The organism is Fibrobacter succinogenes, from assembly GCF_902779965.1.
In the GTDB taxonomy this organism is placed as follows: Bacteria; Fibrobacterota; Fibrobacteria; order Fibrobacterales; family Fibrobacteraceae; genus Fibrobacter; species Fibrobacter succinogenes_F.
On record NZ_CACZDK010000052.1, the window covers coordinates 1 to 15840 of the forward strand.

The following is a 15840-nucleotide window of genomic DNA, read 5'->3' on the forward strand; positions in this document are numbered from 1 at the left end:
CTTTTGGCATGCTTTTCGCATATGTCGCGGCATGAAAAAGAAATGTACTGCACCGCACAAGTCCCTTGAAGACTATCTTGTAAAGCCTGGCGAACAAAGTCCGTATGCCAATTTGCTAATCGATCTTGCGTTCAAGAAGGCGTTCGACCCCGACAAGCCCGCCAGTCGCGAAAACCTTGTGAACCTGTTGAATGACCTGCTCGCGCCGCAGCTCAAGCGACCGATCAAGAATGTTTGGACGCGCAACGTGGCGAAGAACCTAAGTGGCAGTAAGGTCTCGCGTACAGCCATTTTCGATTTGCATTGTGTTGACGATGCCGGTGAACTTATCGAAATAGAAGTTCAAATTCGCGAATTGGACAATTTCCTGAAGCGCCTTGCGTTTTATGCAAGCGAACTGGTGGCGAATCAGGCTGAGCCCGGCGACTGGGATTACAATGTTAAGCCGACGTATGTTATCGCGCTTACGCAATATCGCATATTTGAGAACGACAACCGAATCGTTCATCGTGCAACGACCTTGGACTTGGAAACAGGTGTGCAGATTGTAGATAGCTATAATTACACAATTGTTGAGTTGGCAAAGGTTCCTTTTCTTATCGGCAAGGACAGCCTTAGCAAATGGCTTTTCTTCTTCCGCTACTTGAGCCGTTTGCGTGAGTTGCCTCCAGAGCTCTCTGATAAAAAATTCAAGCAGTTGACGGAGAGTTCCAAAGTATCTAAGTTTGACGCCAAAGGCGTCTGCGGCTGCACTCGGTCATAGAAAAATGCAAGCATTTTTCTGCGACGCTCGTTTTGCACGCTATTCAGTAAGGAAGAATTCGAGGCGTATCAGAAAATGTATCACGAAAGATGGGATCATAATGTCCTAAGACGGGGCTTCTTTAAGGAATTCGCGGATGATATCAACGCGAAAATCGCCGAGAATGTTTCTAAAAGCGTTTCTGATACCAAGCGTGAAATCGCCAAGAAAATGAAAGCTTTGAAAGAACCTGTCGAAAAAATCGCTGAAATTACAGGTCTTACCGAAGACGAAGTCAACGCTTTGTAGGTTCCCAATTTTGGAACTGAGAAAAAAAACGCTCTAGATCGCTTGCGGGTAAGCAATGCGAATCCAGAACTTTTGAAAACCATGGAGCAGTACATGTTCGACGAAATGCATGCCCCGCATCTTTAGTATCTTTTATTTCGTAAATTAACATTATGCGGCTTTGTTGGCTGCCCCAAGGAAGGTGAAAATGTCGAGTTTAAAGTCTATTTTGAAAACTGTTCAAGAAAAGATCAATCCGCCCAAGGAGCGGAACTCCATCACGGTAGATGATGTTTCGATGGATTTTCCGCTGGTGTTCGATGGCAACGGTAAGATGTATTTTTTCAAGCTGGACCGTTACGTTTATATCAAGGGCACGCGCTATACCAAGCTCGATAAAAAGAGCCGCCCGTTCTTGCTGACTTGCCGTTTCAGAAGGGGCTTTATGTCCGATGGCGCGTCTGCACCCGAATTTGCAAAAATGTTCGTACCCGATATCAAGAAAGGCGACGATGTTTACAATGCAGCCCCGTTCATCCACGATGGTCTTTATATGTACCAAGGCAATATCAATGGACTCAACATGACTCGCGAAGAATGCGATGATATCCTCCGTGGAATCTGGAGAATTGCTGGCATGAGCCGCGTTGTTGCAGGCGCTGCCGACGTGGGAGTCCATGTCTTTGCGGGTTCACCAACCCATTGGGGCAACGATTCCAACAACTGCAAGCATCTGTTCGAAGCAAAGTTCGAATATCGTTAATAAAGTTGTAAAATTTAGTTTAAATAGCTTGTTTTTGTTTTGTTATTGTATATATTTTATAGTAAATATAAATTAAAGAATGAATTTACTATTAAGCTTAACAGAACAATGTAATTTACGTTGTAGCTACTGCTACTATAAATTAAGCCAAGTTGATCGCGAGCTTGAAATGAGCGATGAGATACTTGAGGCTTCGATTGCGCTTGGGCTTGAACGGACTATCAAGTTAAATCACGGATTTTTTAATATCACTTTTTTTGGTGGGGAACCGCTTTTGCGCATGCCCTCCATTCGTAAAGGTGTGCGCCTGGCCAAGTCGATGGTGAAGGCGCGCCGTGGTGAGCTTCCTGAAAATTTTGAACTTCGTTTTGCGGTCAATACAAACGGGACTCTTTTGACGGACGAAATTTTGGAATTTTTTAAGAAAGAAAAATTCCAAATTTATATTTCGCTTGACGGCCCCCAAAGAAAGCATAACATATCTCGCGTTTATGTCAACGGCAAGGGCTGTTTTAAGGATCTTGCTCCTAATTTGCCTAAGCTTGCAGCGATGGATGCGGTTGCATTGACTGTGGTGACTCGCGAGCATGTGCGTGGGTTGGCCCGTTCGGTCCAGTGGATTTACGAACAGGGCTTTACGAGCATGACGACTTCGGTGGATTTTGACGGCAAGTGGACTGTCGAAGACTTTAACGCGCTCGCTTTGGAATACCAGAAAATGGCTCAGTTCTGGGCTAAAGAAATGAGTCGTGGCCACCAGATTTATTTGGGAACGATTCAGGATAAGGTGTCGTACAACGTTCTTGGTTTGCGCCAAAAGAATCGCGCGTGCCATATTTTTAAAGGCGGCCTTGGAATTGCCGCCAATGGAAACGTTTTCCCTTGCAGTCGTTTTATTACGAGCGATCCCGATGCAAAATACATTTTGGGCAACGTTTTTGACAGTTACCGCCGGTTGTTCTCGGGACCTGTGGCCAAGGATATATGCCGGTTCTTGAAATACGACAAGCCGGAATGTAAAAATTGCGCAATCCGTTACCGTTGCGCCGCGCATGAATGCGGGTGTACTTCGTTCTATACCACGGGCTCCATTTATGGCGTATCTCCAGAAGTTTGTACTCATGAACGCATCTTGACTGCGATTTGTGACGATGCCTTGGCAAAACGCATGGCATCAGGTGTATTTGTTAAACCTCAATAAGGAAGGAAAAAATGGCTAATGAAAAAACAAGAAAAGCTAGCACTACTCTAAAACGTGCCACTACCGCAGTGCGTAAAGGTCGCGTTGCTGCGAGCAGAATCCGAATCGATGAAAGATGCGGTATGATTATCGACCGTAAGCTTTGGGAAGAAATTATTGCTGGTAATCCAGGTTTCCTCAACGGTATCTATGTTGACCCAAGTGTGCTCAGCGCTACAGAAAAGACGCTCCTCAAGAACAGTGCTAAAGCAAATCTTGCTACTGTTAAAGACCTTTCTGGTGTTTTTGCTATTCAGACCAAGGATGGTTTGATTGAAAAGGCTTCGTTCATTGAAGGCGTTAATGTCGCAAAGATTCAGTCGGCCATTGAAGTCAAGCCGGTGCTTGAAGCTAAGCCGGGTCTTACTAAGGCTGGTGCAACGCTTAAGGCCACTGCGGCCAAAAAAGTCGCCGCAAAGAAGAAGTAATATTTTTTATTGTTGAATGTTCGGTGCTCAACCTTTAACGGGTTGGGCATTTTTTTATGAAAATTTTCAGATAAATGGTGAATAAATGCTTTTAATTTTCTTATTTTAATGATTAAGAAGGGCTTTTGGTATGAGAAAATTTGATTTTGCAAAAATGTCCAGCTTCAAGAGCGTTTTGTTGCTGCTTGTGTGCGGACTTCTTTTAAATATTATCCCCGCAAAACTTGCTATTGCCTGTGGCTTGCCGCTGTTCTTGGACTGTACGGGAACCGTGCTTACAGCGATGGTTGGCGGGTATTTGCCGGCAATTATCGTCGGGTTCATGTTGAACGCCATTAACGGAATGTCGGACCCCGTTACCACGTACTATGGTGTCTTGAGTATTTTGATTGCCGTCGGTGCGGCGCTTTTTTATAAAAAGGGATTTTTCAAGAGCGCGTTACGCTTGCTTGTCGTCATCTTTACGTTTGCCATTATCGGCGGCGGCTTGGGTTCCGTTTTTACCTATTTCTTGTTTGGCTTTAATTTTGGCGAGGGAATCTCTGCTCCGATTGCAATTGCTTTCCATGATGTCATGGGATTTAGCTTGTTCAAATCGCAGTTCCTTGCCGATATTGTCATTGATATTTTTGACAAGGCGATAATAGTTGTACTGGCTGTCTTCTTGTTCCGCTTTATTCCCCAATCATTCCGGGATAAAATGAATAAAGTCTTTTTGCGCAAGGCCCCTTCTAGTAATGGGTTTGGAAGTGCGATGGTTAGCAATTCCTTATTGCGCAAAGTCATTATCGTGATGATTATTACCGAGGTGCTTTTGGGAACTTTGGCCAGCGCTATTGGTTTTTACTTGTATCATGAAAAATCAATCCGTAACTTTACCGACATCGCTTCTGGCGCGGCGCAGGCGGCAACCGTGGCGGTCAATGCCGAAAAAATTGATGATTATATAGAACATGGTTATGCGGCTGAAGGTTATGAGCATACAAAATGGGTGCTGGAGCGCATCCGTGAAAGTTTCTCGCAAACAAAATTCCTTTATGTCTATAAGTTCATGGAAGACAGCGTTACGGTCGTATTTGATCTTGATGCAGAAGGAATTCCAGGTGTAGAGCCCGGCAAAAAAATAAAATTCGATCCATCGTATAAGCCTTATTTGCCAAAGCTCTTGGCTGGCGAAGAAATCGAGCCGATTATTTCAAATGATATTTATGGTTGGCTCTTTATGGTCTATAAGCCCATCAAAAATTCAGCAGGGAAGACCGTTGCGTATGTGGGTGTAGATATTGCGATGGCAACCATCAAGACAGACGAGGCCGTGTTCTTTATCAAGCTCCTGTCGCTATTCTTTGGACTTTCCATTTTGATTATTTGCGTTGTGATCGAACTTGTGAAACGCCGTGTTGTGGCACCGCTAAACGACATGTCGTTGGCCGTGTTCCAGATTGCGACGAATACGATGCTTGCAAGCGAACTCGACGATGAAAACATGAATCTTAATAAAATTAAGAAATCCGTTGACAAGTTGGTGAACCTGAAAATATGCAATCACGATGAAATCGGAAAGTTATATGAAGACGTGAGCACCATGTCTCGCGATACATACAACTTTATGTGGAAAGTGCAGGCGCAAAGCCAGCGCATCCAGCGCATGCAAGAAGTCATCATTATGGAATTTGCAGAAATGGTCGAAGCTCGCGACAAGAGCACCGGCGACCACATCAAGAAAACGGCAGAATATGTCGAGGCGATAGCAATCCAGCTTCGCATTGAAGGCAAATTCAAGGATGTTCTCACCAATGCTTACATCCACAAGCTAAAACGCGCAGCACCGCTCCACGATATCGGTAAAATTGCTGTCTCGGATTTGATCCTGAACAAGAACGGCAAACTCACTGATGAAGAATTTGTCATCATGAAAAATCATACCGTCGAGGGCGGCAAGATTCTTAAGAAAATCGTCGAAGATGCTCAGGGTGCATTCGATGCCGACTACTTGAATGAGTCGATTGAAATGGCGTGTTACCATCACGAAAAGTGGGATGGTTCAGGTTATCCGTACCGCCTCAAAGGCGAAGAAATTCCGCTCTCCGCGCGAATTATGGCTGTTGCCGATGTGTTCGATGCGCTCATTGCTGAACGCATTTACAAGAAAGGCTTTAGCTATGAAAAGGCTATGGCGATTATTACCGGAGGAGCCGGCACGCACTTTGACCCCGAAATTGTCGAAACGTTTACGCACATCTCGAAAAAGCTTTACGACGAACGAACCGTTATCGATGCGGCCCAAAATGCGGAAAATGCCCAAAATGCGGAAGCCGCAGGGAAAGCGGACGAGAAAGGTGCAAAGACGTAAAATGTTGGGCGAAAATGCCGCGGCTGCATGCGGTGTTGAAACGTAAGTGGCGCAGAAATTTTTATCGCATAAACAAAAGGCTGGCTTTCGCCGGCCTTTGCTGTATAAAATGGAAATCGCCGATTGCTTTTTACAAAGGAGTTTTTTCTACAATTTCCGTGTTTTCCATAGGTTCTTCGTCTGTAGCGGATTCTTCATAAGGCTCGTTCTCCGAAATTTCTGTTTTTTTCGGAGATTCGTTTTTCTCATAGGATGGACTTTTTTCTTTAAGAATGGACTTGTAGGTTTCTACAAATTCAGAAATTGAAGACACTTGTTCGTTTTCTCGCATTTCGTTTGACATGGATTCAAATGGAATGCTTTGGTCTGCTTTTGTCGCTTCAAGAAAGTAGCCAATTAATTGTGTGGAATCAATTCTTACGGTTACTGTATTTTCATGGATTCGCGTGCTTGTATTTGTTTGCTGTGAAAATGAATTTTCTGTTGCGTTTTGGAAAATCAAAAATCCACGACCGGAAGACGCTTGCTTTTCGATGGCTCGATATTCTGTCATGATATCTTTTTTTTCTTTTCCGGTGAATTCAAATGTAATTGTAATGTCGCGCGCGATTATCATGGCTACTGGGTAACAAGGGAAAATACATTTTCTCATGTCTTGTAGGCGCTGCTCGGTTACACCATCGTAATTGTCGGAAGCGGGGGATATCATGGCTGTTCCGAGCTTGAACATATCTCGGGTTAAGGCGAATACGCCCGGATTGAACCATTCACGCTCAATACCTACTTTTGCAATATTCATCCCGATATGAATTTTGCACGTCTTAAGTTATTGGATCAAGGTAGCTTTGGATATTTTCGAGATTTTGTTCTTTAATCTCTGATCTGATAGCTTCTTCCAATTTTTTTATAGCCGTTATGTATCTGTTTCGCTGGTTGATATTTGTTCGGATATCTCTATTGATTCTTACAGCGAGTTGCGCGTTGTCCATCTTGCTCTGCTCCTGCAAACGTGCGTTTTGAGCAAGTCGTTGCACTAGTTGCATTGATACGCTACGCTTTAAGAATGGTTGAATGTCGGCAAATGGAGATTTAACTACATAATCCCTTGCGTTTTCGCCATATACGCTTGCTACTTTGGTAAGCGCTTTTTCCATTTGTTTTTTTACGGTGTCAACTCTTTTGAGTAGAGGCGTAATTTTGCTATTTGTAATCAACGCTGCAATGTCTTCTATGTAGGAATACCGTTGCATTCTTCGAATGGAATAAGTCTGGATATCTGATGCGATGGCTTCTGTACTTTTTGCCATGTCGGTCGGTGTAAATGATGTCCCTAGCATCTCAAACCAGTTTGGTGGATTGAATCGCGCTGGATATACGTACGAACCATTCGGTGTCAACTTTCTGACTCCGTTTAAAGCTTGCCTAGCTTCTTGCAGTTCCGCTCCAGTTCCGCTGTCCAGAACCCCTTCGAGAATCTTCATATCGGTAGGGGATAGAATCGATAATATTTTTGCCTTTTTTTCGTTAATGATATTGAGATGTTTTTCTGCTTCGCTTTCGTACCATTCTAGATAAGCGCTTTTTCTTTCATATGAAAATGTTGAATGGTGCTTCGGCTCCTTTATTTGCGCAAAAATTCTTGCCAGATGTGAAAGTTGGTGATGACGTTTACAATGCGGCCCCTTTCATTCACGATGGCTTGTACATGTGGAAGGGGCGTATCGATGGTATTCGGTTGAAGCGTGAGGAATGCGACGATATCCTTCGTGGAATCTGGAGGTGTAGCGGAGTTGGGCGTGTTGTTGCAGGCGTTGCTGATGTTGGAATTCAGTTGTTCGCAGGGTCGGAAATGCATTGGGGTGATGATACACTTAATTGTAAGCATTGTTTTGAAATCTCTATGAGGTATGTATAGTTGAAACGATAAATTCTGTTTTTGTGCGAATCTTGTGTAACCTGCATTCCGTTGTGCAGGTTTTTTTGTATGCTGTAAAATTTTGTCTGGTCATAAATTATAATTTATTTCTGATTGTAAATGAAATTTTTACTAACTTGTGAATAATTTGATATTATATTATTGACAATTAGGAAGGATAAGTGAATTTAGAATTAAGTGTAACAGAACAGTGTAATCTTCGGTGCGATTATTGTTATTATAGAGATAGCCATGCTGCTCGCAAGGCTGTGATGTCTGAAGAGATTATGGAAAAGGCTGTTTCTCTTGCATTCCAGAGAACTGTTGAATTAAACCACTCTTTTTTGAATATAACGTTTTTTGGTGGCGAACCTCTTTTGCGAATGTACCTTGTCCGCGCAACAGTTGCTTTTGCAAAAAAACAGGCCAAATTGCGCAAAAAAGATTTACCGAAAGGTTTTAAGCTGTGTTTTACCGTTAATACAAATGGAACGTTGTTGACTGACGATATCATCAGTTATTTAAAGAAAGAAAAATTTTCTGTAGCCCTGTCTCTTGATGGCCCAAGGAACAAACAGGATTTGTCTCGAAAAACTATTGATGGGCAGGGGAGTTTTAAGTACATAGCTCCATATATTCCCGCATTGGTTGAAATGAATGCTGCTGTTTTGATGGTGATAACACCAAGGCATGTGAAGGGCTTTTCTGATGCGGTAAAGTGGGTGTTTAAGCAAGGTTTTACAAGCGTGGGGACGTCGCCTGATTTTGGCGGAAAATGGACAAGCGAAGATTTTGATGCGCTGACATTGGAATATGAAAAACTGGCTCGGTTCTGGTACACTTCGAAATTGCAGGACCGCAAATTTTATCTAAGTACAATTCAAGATAAAATTTCAATGGCGCTTCTTGATCGACGTCAGAAAGACTATACGTGTTTTATTTCGTCGGACGCTATTGTTGTGGCGACGAATGGAAATGTATTCCCGTGTTCTCGCTTTATATCAAGTAAGAAAAATGCTCCGTATGTCATGGGAAATGTTCTTGATGAACAGAGCGGTGTATATAAACGGATGTTACCAAAGACGATTAGTGATTTTATAAGGAAAGACAAAAAGGAATGTAATGGTTGCGCAATCCGTTACCGTTGCTTAGCGCATGAATGTGGTTGCACATCTTTCTATACGACTGGCCGTTTGCAGGGCGTTTCTGGTGAAGTTTGTGCTCACGAAAGAATTCTCTGTGCAATTTGCGATGAGTATGCTTTAAAACTGAGCAATAAAATTCAAGTAGAAAATTTACTATAACATTATAAACCCTAAACAAAGAGGATAAAATGCCTACAAAAAAAACTCCTGTAAAAATCCAAAATGTAAAAACGAAGAAGAAGGCTTCGGCAGCTGAAGAAAAAATGAAAAAAAAGGCCGATGACGCTCTTCGTAAGGAAAAGATTAAGGCAGCAAGAGAAATTGCTGCTATCAAGACCCTTATGAAAAAGCTTGATGATAGAATTGCTCAAGCTGCGATTCGCATTCCGCCGCAGATTATCGGTATTCCTGTTTGGCCGGATTTCAGAAATAGTCATAAGCAATTCAGAGCGGAATATACAAAGGCTTTCAAGGCTATTGACAAGAGCCTCAAGTAGTAGATTTAGGCGCTTTTGCGCTTAAAGAATCCTTTTGAGGATTGTTATTTGTTGATAAGGCGTCCGCTACCGTGAAAGCGATGGCGGGCGTTCTTTTTTATTGAATTTACGCTTTCGCTTGATGAATCTTGAATTTTTTTCTATATTCGCATGCGCTAATTAGCCTGGTTAGTTCAGATGGATAGAACGAGTCCCTCCTAAGGATTAAACTCGCGTTCGACTCGCGAACCGGGTATAGCAGAAGAGCCCCTTTTCGGGGGCTCTTTTCTTATAGATTTGCAGTGCGCTGTTCGGCGCGTTTCTCATTCTTGCTGCGGTGGAAATGTGCGCTTGTTGCGTTATTCCCTTGGCGGCGTTGGTCGTTGGCCGGCAGCACCTTTGGGCAGTACCAGCTTCATGATAATCGGTACGAACAGCATTATCAGCACTTGCGCGACGACAAGGCAAATGACCTGTGAATGGATGAACATCAGCAAGAACGGTGGCTTGTGCCCAGCGGGCATCAATACGAAGTATACGAACGTGACCATCACGGTTGTGATGAGCGGCGTGTAAATCAAGTTCGAGGCGAGCGATTCAATGAAATGAGCTTTTGGTGTGCGCGGTTGCAAGTGAAACTTGCGGGCGAGGGCTGCGTTTACTTTGGGTATTGGAACGATCAAGCCAATCGCAAAGCTGATGGCAAAACTCAATGCAAAGCATTCGAGAAATCCGATAACAGATGCGATCATGGGCATCTCTGGTGGGTGTTCCGCCATCAAGTTTCCGGTGAGCGAAAGTCCAAAACTCATCAAAAGCGCCATGATGAAAGCAATTTTCAAACCGATCTTTCTCATTTGCTTTTCAATTTCGGCCGAACGGATATTTTGTTGTTCCATATGAATCTCCATACACTTTTTTAGTGTTTTAATAATATATCATAATTTTGGCTATAATCTTCAACTTTTAAGTAGAAATGTAAAGAAAAATATATGCGGATCGTGCGAATTTCATTAATTATTGTAATTTATAGAGTGTGAATATTGAAGGAAATTTTTATGGATAATGAATTGAAGTTGTTGATCGGCGATGACGAGAAAATTATATATGCGGGTAAGCCCAACAAAAAATGCTTCATCTTCGAAAGTATTTTCAATCCGCTGCTCCCGTTTGCGCTGATTTGGGGCCTTTTCGATTTTTTCTTTATCGGGGCTGCGTTCACATCGGACAAAGCGAACGAGGCGAAATTTTTTATCGTTCCGTTTATGTTGCTCCACATGATGCCGGTCTGGATTTACTTGGCTGGTGCGCTGTTGTCATTTAGACGTTATCAGAATACAAGTTATGTTGTTACGGATAAGGCGATTTATGCCTCGGGAGGCGTGTTTAGCCGCACGTACAAGTCAAAACCGTTCACGGAGCTTTCACATGTGGATTTGCATCGAGGCATTTTTGACCAGTGGTTTGGCGTGGGCGATATCATCACGACCTCGGCTCAGGCAAATCCTGCTACGATGAATGGGCGGAGAACATCCACCAACGCGGGCATTTCCATAGACAGCATTGCCAATTACGCGGAAGTGTACCAAATCGTGAAAAAGTTGCAGCAGGATATCTACACCGATGTGATGTACCCGAATGACCTGCGCCCCAAGGGAAATCACGGATACAATACAAAGTATCGCGGATGATAGTTACGGAATGGGTTGATCCGCTGATCAAGTTCTAGAAAATTTTTTTCATGCGGGTGCAGTCAAAGACGCCCCAGCGGTGTGGTTTGTCGCCTGTATGCTTGTATCCAAGCTTCTCGTAAAAGCCTGTGGCTTCCAAGCGGCTGTCGATGATAATCTGTTTGTAACCGCATTCTTGAATCCACCTTTCGGCTTCGCTGACCGCCATGGCACCGAGTTTTTTTCCGCGGTATTCCGGCATGACAACTACGCGCCCAATCGTTGCTGTATCTGCGTCAATTTCGTAGAATCTGCACGTAGCAACAGGGTATTCGTCATCCAGCAAAACAATGAACTTTGTACCGTCGCAATCGTGCTCGTCGAATTCGTCTCGGAGCGAAATGTGATATGCTCGATTCATTGCTTGGATGCGTACGCTGTACGCACCCGCGCGTTGCCATTCTTCTGTTGCTCGGAGTACTTTGATATCCATTGAAATACCTTTGCTGTTTACGATGGCCTCAAAAATAGATTAATCAAGCTTGTTGAAGAAAATCTCGCCGCCTTGCTGGACGATTGTGATGGTGTGCGTTCCTTTATTGCCCATGTCGTTGTAATGGACTCGGTATTTGTTTTTTCCAATGGGTTCGATTTTTTCGATTTCGCGAATGTCTTCACCATCCTGAGCGTCGCTGCGGAATTTCCAGACCGCGTAGCCGCCACCGTCGCTGTATTCGCTGTCGTAATCCTTTCGGAGTTTTTTCGCTAAGGCCTTTGTGCAATATTTTGCAATGACGGAATCGTTCGGAAACTCGTTTCCGAAAATATGTCTGCTGTAGAACGTCTGGATTTTGTCGAAAACTTTTGCATCGAATGTGTTGCTGATGCTTGAAGACGATGCCGTAGCACTCGATGAAATTTCGATTGAGCTAGAAGATGACTCTGCTACACTTTCGGATGACGAAGTCTCGACAGTCGAAACTGCCGCTGCTGCAGAACTGCTTGGTTCTTGCAGTTCAATGGCTTGCATGTCATCGACTGATTTCTGTTGCTGTTGCGCCTGCTTGTCGCTACAAGAAAAGGCAGTTGCAGCCGCTAGTAAAATTAAAGATTTTTTCATGGGTGTCATTTGATTTATTTCTCCTTGCAAATTAAAGATTGTTGGATGTTGATTGTTCTATTTTATCCCTAAACCAGTAAATTGCATTGATTGCTATAAAAAAGTGAAGGGCTGTTGTGACCAATATGAAAATTGCTTCAAAACGACCACCTAAAAAGCAAAGAAAACTGAGCAAGAAAAGTATTCCCGAGCAAGCAATGCCGAATCCAAGGGGAATGGTTGCAATCCGCTTGGCCACATTGGCACTTAGATTTCTTTTGAAAAGGAATATATTCAGCAGACTCAAAGGGATGGCGAGCAGTCCTGCATATGAAATGAGGAAAAGTATTAGGACTATGTAGTCTTCGGATTTGTGCGAATATTCTGCAAATCCGAAAGTGCCTGCCACGAGAATGAAGGGCATGAACATGCAAAAAAACATCCAGCCTAGTATGTGCATAGTCTTTAAATTATTCATGACAAATCTCTGGGCGTGCTTGTGTTTCTTCTTGTCTCATGGCATTGGAGCAAAATGTTGAACTTGATTATTCACAACCTGCTCTCTTTTTTAGATTGTCACGGTCGGATTTGCACGATGTTGCCATGATTTCGCATACTTCGTTCTTCCTGTTGTCGCGGAACAATTGGTACGCGTAAATGCAGGCCGCTTTTTCGTTGCCCGCTTCAATTTCGCTCTTGAACAAATTATCTGCTTCTGCCAATTTTTCGCTATTGTTTTCGGCTTTAGCAATTTCTCGAAGAGTTATGGCGTATTCTGGATTCAGTATTTTTGTGTCGCCGCCGAGACTGAAAGCCTTTTCATAATAGTGCTTGCTTGATTCAATTTTTTCCTGTTTTCCTTCGGTTACAGCAAATCCCCAATAGACTTCCCATCGGGTCGAATCGATGAGCCATGCTTGGTTAAATCGCTTGACGGCGGAGAGAATGTCTCCGCGTTGTATAAATGCCCATCCGGCGTTAATCATTTGGTCTGCTGCGTCAGGGTGCTTTTGTGCAATGGCCAAAAATTCCTGGTCGGCTTTTTCCTGTTCCGGTGATTTCGGCTGATGACCGTATTCGGGCACTTCGTTGAGGATTGGTTGACGTGGCCCCGATGCACATCCGCCCAGAATGAAAAGTGCTAAAAAGAAAAGAGTTGCAAAACGTTTCATAACCATCTCCTTCAATGGAATTTTGTTAAAAATATACTTTTTTTTGAACAAGTGACTCTAATGAGCTATGGATCAATGCTTATCGGCGTTCCGTCTTTGACGGCGTCGTAAATTTCTTCGATTTCGTCGTTAGTGACGGCGATGCAACCAGCGGTCCAGTTTTTCCACTTGTGCCAAAACTTAAAAAGAAATGCGGGAACTTTGTTCGGGTAGCCGTGGATCATGATATCGCCACCGGGTTCGTACGAGCCTTCTTTTGCAGCATTGATTTGCTTCGCGTTCGGGTACGAAACTTTCAGCGATAGATGAAAAGCGCTTTTGGGGTTGTGTTTTGCAATCGTGTAATTGCCTTCGGGCGTTTTGTTGTCACCGGACTTGACCTTCGCTCCCACGGGATTCTTGCCAAGCGAAATCCTGTACGTCTTGATGATGTTCTCGCCGTTGCGCAGGTGCATTTGGCGCTTCGCCTTTTCTACGAGAATGTTGTCGATGGGTGAGATAAGCATGGGTTTGGGGGATTCCGTTTCTGAAGTGCAAGAGAACAAAAGAAATGTTAGTAAAAGTAGGAGGGATGTTCGTGGAATTTTCATCAGATGCTTTTCAACAATTGTAAACGTACAAAATAAAAAAACGTCTAAGTTTTATAGGATTATTCGGGAATCTTGCCGTCATCGGAAATCCACTGCTGATTTGCTTTGATGTCGCAAGAGTATTCGATGTTTTTTTCAAATAAGTATATGAAACATTATGGATGTTTATCTATGTGTTTTTTTAAAGGTTTCTCGTCTACTATTTCCGAAATAGAATTTAATTTTGTTCTGTTACAATTAATGCATAATACTCGGAGATTTTCAACTGAAGTTGGTCCACCCTTGGATATTGGAATAATATGGTCTAATTCAATTTCTGTTTCGGGAACATATTTAAAGCATTTTTGACATATTTGTCCGTCTCTTTTTATAACTTTTATTAGTACATCGCGAGGAATGTTTCGACTGTTATTTCGTAGCGTTTTGGTTTCAGTAAATTCCTCTCCAGAAAAGAATACTGGGCAAATATGACCAAATATTTTACAACTCATTTCAGTGAAAAATTTGGGTGGTTCGTTGATAAGATAATCATTAGGATTGAAAGATTTTACCATAAATTCGAATAATTCTTTTTGTTTTTTTGATAATTTTTTTCCTTCTTTTGTTTTGTTTGCTCGTAAACAATCTTTCATATAATTGTTATCTTTTTGGGCTTCTTCTAAAGGAAGCGGTAATAAAGGAAATTGCTCTACTAATGGTCCATATGGGCAATATTTAAGCTCCCAACAGGGCTTGCAATATTTTCCTATCTTAGCCTTACTCTGCTTTATTAAGTCTTCATCAGAAATATTATCAGGTATATTGAAAATTTGTCGTATTGCTGGATCTATTTTTGTTTTTTTTCTCATTTTTTCTCTCGTTGTTTTTTAACAAAACTATGTTTTTCCCGGTTTATAAAATCATATAGAATGTAATAATTTTAGAGGTCGTGATTGATGAAGATAAAAAAAGTCCAAACTTTTAACCTGGATGCTTTTGAAATGCTGATGACGGTGTGGATGTTTCTTCTAGTTAATGAATAATCCAATTAGTTTGACGCAATATCCTTCAATTAAGTATAATAATCCTGATATATATGCAAAATACAGAATATTAAAGAACAGAAAATTCCACAAAGTTTCTTTTAATCCAGCAAAATGCTTTGCAGAAATTCCCAAAGCCGCTAAATTAAAGAATAACCATACTAATGCATAGTTTGAAGGTGTGTGCATGTTTTTAATATAAATTATTTTAAGACAAAAACGCCCAGGGCTTTAACCTGGACGTTTTTCGTAAAGGCGATCCCCGCTTTCGTGGGGATGACAATTAGGGTAGGAGATTGCTTCACCCCTATTCGGGGTTCGCAATGACAATCCTTCCTACTTCAGAAAGTTCATATACGGCAGCTTGCTGGCGAGTTCCTGCACCTTGTCGGCGTTGGCCATGAGGGCGGAGCGTGCGTGCCAGGAGCCGTCGAGGAACTGACCGCGCGGGCCGTCGGCAAGCGTGAGCTCGATGGTTTCGTCACCCATCTTGAGCGTACGGCTTTCGGTGCTCGTGACGAGTTCTTCGCTCGGGTGTGCTTCGATCCAGGCGAGAATCTTGTCAGCCACTTCGTGGCTCACCTTGTAGCAAGGCACGCCAATAGCCACGCAGTTACCGAAGAAGATTTCGGAGTAGCTTTCGGCGATGATGGCGCGGATGCCCCAGCGCTTCAGTGCCTGCGGAGCGTGTTCGCGGCTGGAACCGCAACCGAAGTTCTGGTTTGAGACGAGAATGGAGCCGTTCTTGTAGGCCGGATCGCGGAAGGGGTGAACCTTGCCCTGAGCGGCGAGGCCTGCGATATCGTCGGCAAAGGCGTTGTCGCCGAGGCCTTCGAATGTGACGCACTTGAGGAAGCGTGCCGGGATGATACGGTCAGTGTCGATGTCGTTGCCGCGTACAGGAACGCCGGAACCTTTAACAATGTCGATAGAATTC

Annotated in this window: 20 protein-coding genes and 1 tRNA gene; 10 read left to right on the top strand and 11 right to left on the bottom strand. The window is 43.1% G+C overall.

What is annotated here, in order from left to right:
- The first annotated feature begins 31 nt into the window (after positions 1–31).
- The 6 genes from HUF13_RS16330 to HUF13_RS16350 all read left to right on the top strand — a co-directional run bounded on the left by HUF13_RS16330 (position 32) and on the right by HUF13_RS16350 (position 5814).
- Positions 32–763: a PD-(D/E)XK nuclease family transposase gene (locus tag HUF13_RS16330; RefSeq protein ID WP_304039324.1), complete on the top strand. Its 732-nt coding sequence runs from the start codon at positions 32–34 to the stop codon at positions 761–763.
- 75 nt (positions 764–838) lie between these two features.
- Positions 839–1051, top strand: a complete 213-nt coding sequence (locus tag HUF13_RS17480; RefSeq protein ID WP_304039326.1) for a hypothetical protein — start codon at positions 839–841, stop codon at positions 1049–1051.
- Positions 1052–1238: 187 nt separating this feature from the next.
- Entirely contained in the window at positions 1239–1793 is a 555-nt protein-coding gene (locus tag HUF13_RS16335) for a DUF1353 domain-containing protein (protein WP_173476100.1), read from the top strand.
- 79 nt (positions 1794–1872) lie between these two features.
- Positions 1873–2994 (top strand): radical SAM protein, encoded by a 1122-nt coding sequence (locus tag HUF13_RS16340; RefSeq protein WP_173476101.1) that lies wholly within the window; start codon positions 1873–1875, stop codon positions 2992–2994.
- 11 nt (positions 2995–3005) lie between these two features.
- Positions 3006–3461 (top strand): hypothetical protein, encoded by a 456-nt coding sequence (locus HUF13_RS16345; RefSeq protein WP_173476102.1) that lies wholly within the window; start codon positions 3006–3008, stop codon positions 3459–3461.
- A gap of 130 nt (positions 3462–3591) precedes the next feature.
- A complete protein-coding gene (locus HUF13_RS16350) occupies positions 3592–5814 on the top strand; it encodes an HD-GYP domain-containing protein (RefSeq protein WP_173476103.1) in 2223 nt (740 codons plus the stop codon).
- A 130-nt stretch (positions 5815–5944) separates the two neighbouring features.
- Here HUF13_RS16350 and HUF13_RS16355 read toward each other — a convergent pair whose 3' ends face one another.
- The 3 genes from HUF13_RS16355 to HUF13_RS16365 form a co-directional block, all read right to left on the bottom strand.
- The gene (locus HUF13_RS16355; RefSeq protein ID WP_173476104.1) at positions 5945–6613 is read right to left on the bottom strand and encodes a hypothetical protein; all 669 of its coding nucleotides are present in this window, start codon (positions 6611–6613) and stop codon (positions 5945–5947) included.
- A 22-nt stretch (positions 6614–6635) separates the two neighbouring features.
- Positions 6636–7295 (bottom strand): hypothetical protein, encoded by a 660-nt coding sequence (locus tag HUF13_RS16360; protein WP_173476105.1) that lies wholly within the window; start codon positions 7293–7295, stop codon positions 6636–6638.
- Positions 7296–7435: 140 nt separating this feature from the next.
- Positions 7436–7699, bottom strand: coding sequence for a hypothetical protein (locus tag HUF13_RS16365; RefSeq protein ID WP_173476106.1), 264 nt, complete (start codon positions 7697–7699; stop codon positions 7436–7438).
- A gap of 212 nt (positions 7700–7911) precedes the next feature.
- Between HUF13_RS16365 and HUF13_RS16370 the strand changes: the two genes are divergently transcribed.
- The 3 genes from HUF13_RS16370 to HUF13_RS16380 all read left to right on the top strand — a co-directional run bounded on the left by HUF13_RS16370 (position 7912) and on the right by HUF13_RS16380 (position 9606).
- Positions 7912–9033 (top strand): radical SAM protein, encoded by a 1122-nt coding sequence (locus HUF13_RS16370; RefSeq protein WP_173476107.1) that lies wholly within the window; start codon positions 7912–7914, stop codon positions 9031–9033.
- A gap of 29 nt (positions 9034–9062) precedes the next feature.
- Entirely contained in the window at positions 9063–9371 is a 309-nt protein-coding gene (locus HUF13_RS16375; RefSeq protein ID WP_173476108.1) for a hypothetical protein, read from the top strand.
- 162 nt (positions 9372–9533) lie between these two features.
- Positions 9534–9606, top strand: a tRNA-Arg gene (locus HUF13_RS16380).
- A gap of 103 nt (positions 9607–9709) precedes the next feature.
- On the opposite strand, the gene HUF13_RS16385 is transcribed toward HUF13_RS16380, so the two are convergent.
- Complete coding sequence (locus HUF13_RS16385) at positions 9710–10249, bottom strand: hypothetical protein (RefSeq protein ID WP_173476109.1); 540 nt, start codon at positions 10247–10249, stop codon at positions 9710–9712.
- A 159-nt stretch (positions 10250–10408) separates the two neighbouring features.
- On the opposite strand from HUF13_RS16385, the gene HUF13_RS16390 reads away from it, so the two are divergent.
- Positions 10409–11041 (top strand): PH domain-containing protein, encoded by a 633-nt coding sequence (locus HUF13_RS16390; RefSeq protein WP_173476110.1) that lies wholly within the window; start codon positions 10409–10411, stop codon positions 11039–11041.
- A 34-nt stretch (positions 11042–11075) separates the two neighbouring features.
- On the opposite strand, the gene HUF13_RS16395 is transcribed toward HUF13_RS16390, so the two are convergent.
- From HUF13_RS16395 to HUF13_RS16425, 7 genes are all read right to left on the bottom strand, one after another.
- Positions 11076–11513, bottom strand: a complete 438-nt coding sequence (locus HUF13_RS16395; RefSeq protein WP_173476111.1) for a GNAT family N-acetyltransferase — start codon at positions 11511–11513, stop codon at positions 11076–11078.
- A 39-nt stretch (positions 11514–11552) separates the two neighbouring features.
- A complete protein-coding gene (locus HUF13_RS17485) occupies positions 11553–12140 on the bottom strand; it encodes a hypothetical protein (protein WP_304039327.1) in 588 nt (195 codons plus the stop codon).
- A gap of 31 nt (positions 12141–12171) precedes the next feature.
- Positions 12172–12597: a hypothetical protein gene (locus HUF13_RS16405; RefSeq protein ID WP_173476112.1), complete on the bottom strand. Its 426-nt coding sequence runs from the start codon at positions 12595–12597 to the stop codon at positions 12172–12174.
- Positions 12598–12664: 67 nt separating this feature from the next.
- Positions 12665–13291, bottom strand: a complete 627-nt coding sequence (locus HUF13_RS16410; protein ID WP_173388047.1) for a M48 family metallopeptidase — start codon at positions 13289–13291, stop codon at positions 12665–12667.
- Positions 13292–13356: 65 nt separating this feature from the next.
- On the bottom strand, positions 13357–13797 hold the full coding sequence (locus HUF13_RS16415; protein WP_304039328.1) for a murein L,D-transpeptidase family protein: 441 nt from the start codon (positions 13795–13797) through the stop codon (positions 13357–13359).
- A 239-nt stretch (positions 13798–14036) separates the two neighbouring features.
- Complete coding sequence (locus HUF13_RS16420) at positions 14037–14729, bottom strand: HNH endonuclease (RefSeq protein ID WP_173476114.1); 693 nt, start codon at positions 14727–14729, stop codon at positions 14037–14039.
- A gap of 510 nt (positions 14730–15239) precedes the next feature.
- Positions 15240–15840, bottom strand: a 601-nt coding sequence (locus HUF13_RS16425; RefSeq protein WP_304039329.1) for a 3-isopropylmalate dehydratase small subunit 2, incomplete at its 5' end; no start/stop codon positions are given.

Excerpts from the sequence above, each read along its gene's own strand:
- HUF13_RS16330 (WP_304039324.1), top strand. The coding sequence starts at position 32 with ATGAAAAAGAAATGTACTGCACCGCACAAGTCCCTTGAAGACTATCTT.
- HUF13_RS17480 (WP_304039326.1), top strand. The coding sequence starts at position 839 with ATGTATCACGAAAGATGGGATCATAATGTCCTAAGACGGGGCTTCTTT.
- HUF13_RS16335 (WP_173476100.1), top strand. The coding sequence starts at position 1,239 with ATGTCGAGTTTAAAGTCTATTTTGAAAACTGTTCAAGAAAAGATCAAT.
- HUF13_RS16340 (WP_173476101.1), top strand. The coding sequence starts at position 1,873 with ATGAATTTACTATTAAGCTTAACAGAACAATGTAATTTACGTTGTAGC.
- HUF13_RS16345 (WP_173476102.1), top strand. The coding sequence starts at position 3,006 with ATGGCTAATGAAAAAACAAGAAAAGCTAGCACTACTCTAAAACGTGCC.
- HUF13_RS16350 (WP_173476103.1), top strand. The coding sequence starts at position 3,592 with ATGAGAAAATTTGATTTTGCAAAAATGTCCAGCTTCAAGAGCGTTTTG.
- HUF13_RS16355 (WP_173476104.1), bottom strand. The coding sequence starts at position 6,613 with ATGAATATTGCAAAAGTAGGTATTGAGCGTGAATGGTTCAATCCGGGC.
- HUF13_RS16360 (WP_173476105.1), bottom strand. The coding sequence starts at position 7,295 with ATGAAGATTCTCGAAGGGGTTCTGGACAGCGGAACTGGAGCGGAACTG.
- HUF13_RS16365 (WP_173476106.1), bottom strand. The coding sequence starts at position 7,699 with ATGCTTACAATTAAGTGTATCATCACCCCAATGCATTTCCGACCCTGC.
- HUF13_RS16375 (WP_173476108.1), top strand. The coding sequence starts at position 9,063 with ATGCCTACAAAAAAAACTCCTGTAAAAATCCAAAATGTAAAAACGAAG.
- HUF13_RS16385 (WP_173476109.1), bottom strand. The coding sequence starts at position 10,249 with ATGGAACAACAAAATATCCGTTCGGCCGAAATTGAAAAGCAAATGAGA.
- HUF13_RS16390 (WP_173476110.1), top strand. The coding sequence starts at position 10,409 with ATGGATAATGAATTGAAGTTGTTGATCGGCGATGACGAGAAAATTATA.
- HUF13_RS16395 (WP_173476111.1), bottom strand. The coding sequence starts at position 11,513 with ATGGATATCAAAGTACTCCGAGCAACAGAAGAATGGCAACGCGCGGGT.
- HUF13_RS17485 (WP_304039327.1), bottom strand. The coding sequence starts at position 12,140 with ATGAAAAAATCTTTAATTTTACTAGCGGCTGCAACTGCCTTTTCTTGT.
- HUF13_RS16405 (WP_173476112.1), bottom strand. The coding sequence starts at position 12,597 with ATGAATAATTTAAAGACTATGCACATACTAGGCTGGATGTTTTTTTGC.
- HUF13_RS16410 (WP_173388047.1), bottom strand. The coding sequence starts at position 13,291 with ATGAAACGTTTTGCAACTCTTTTCTTTTTAGCACTTTTCATTCTGGGC.
- HUF13_RS16415 (WP_304039328.1), bottom strand. The coding sequence starts at position 13,797 with ATGCTTATCTCACCCATCGACAACATTCTCGTAGAAAAGGCGAAGCGC.
- HUF13_RS16420 (WP_173476114.1), bottom strand. The coding sequence starts at position 14,729 with ATGAGAAAAAAAACAAAAATAGATCCAGCAATACGACAAATTTTCAAT.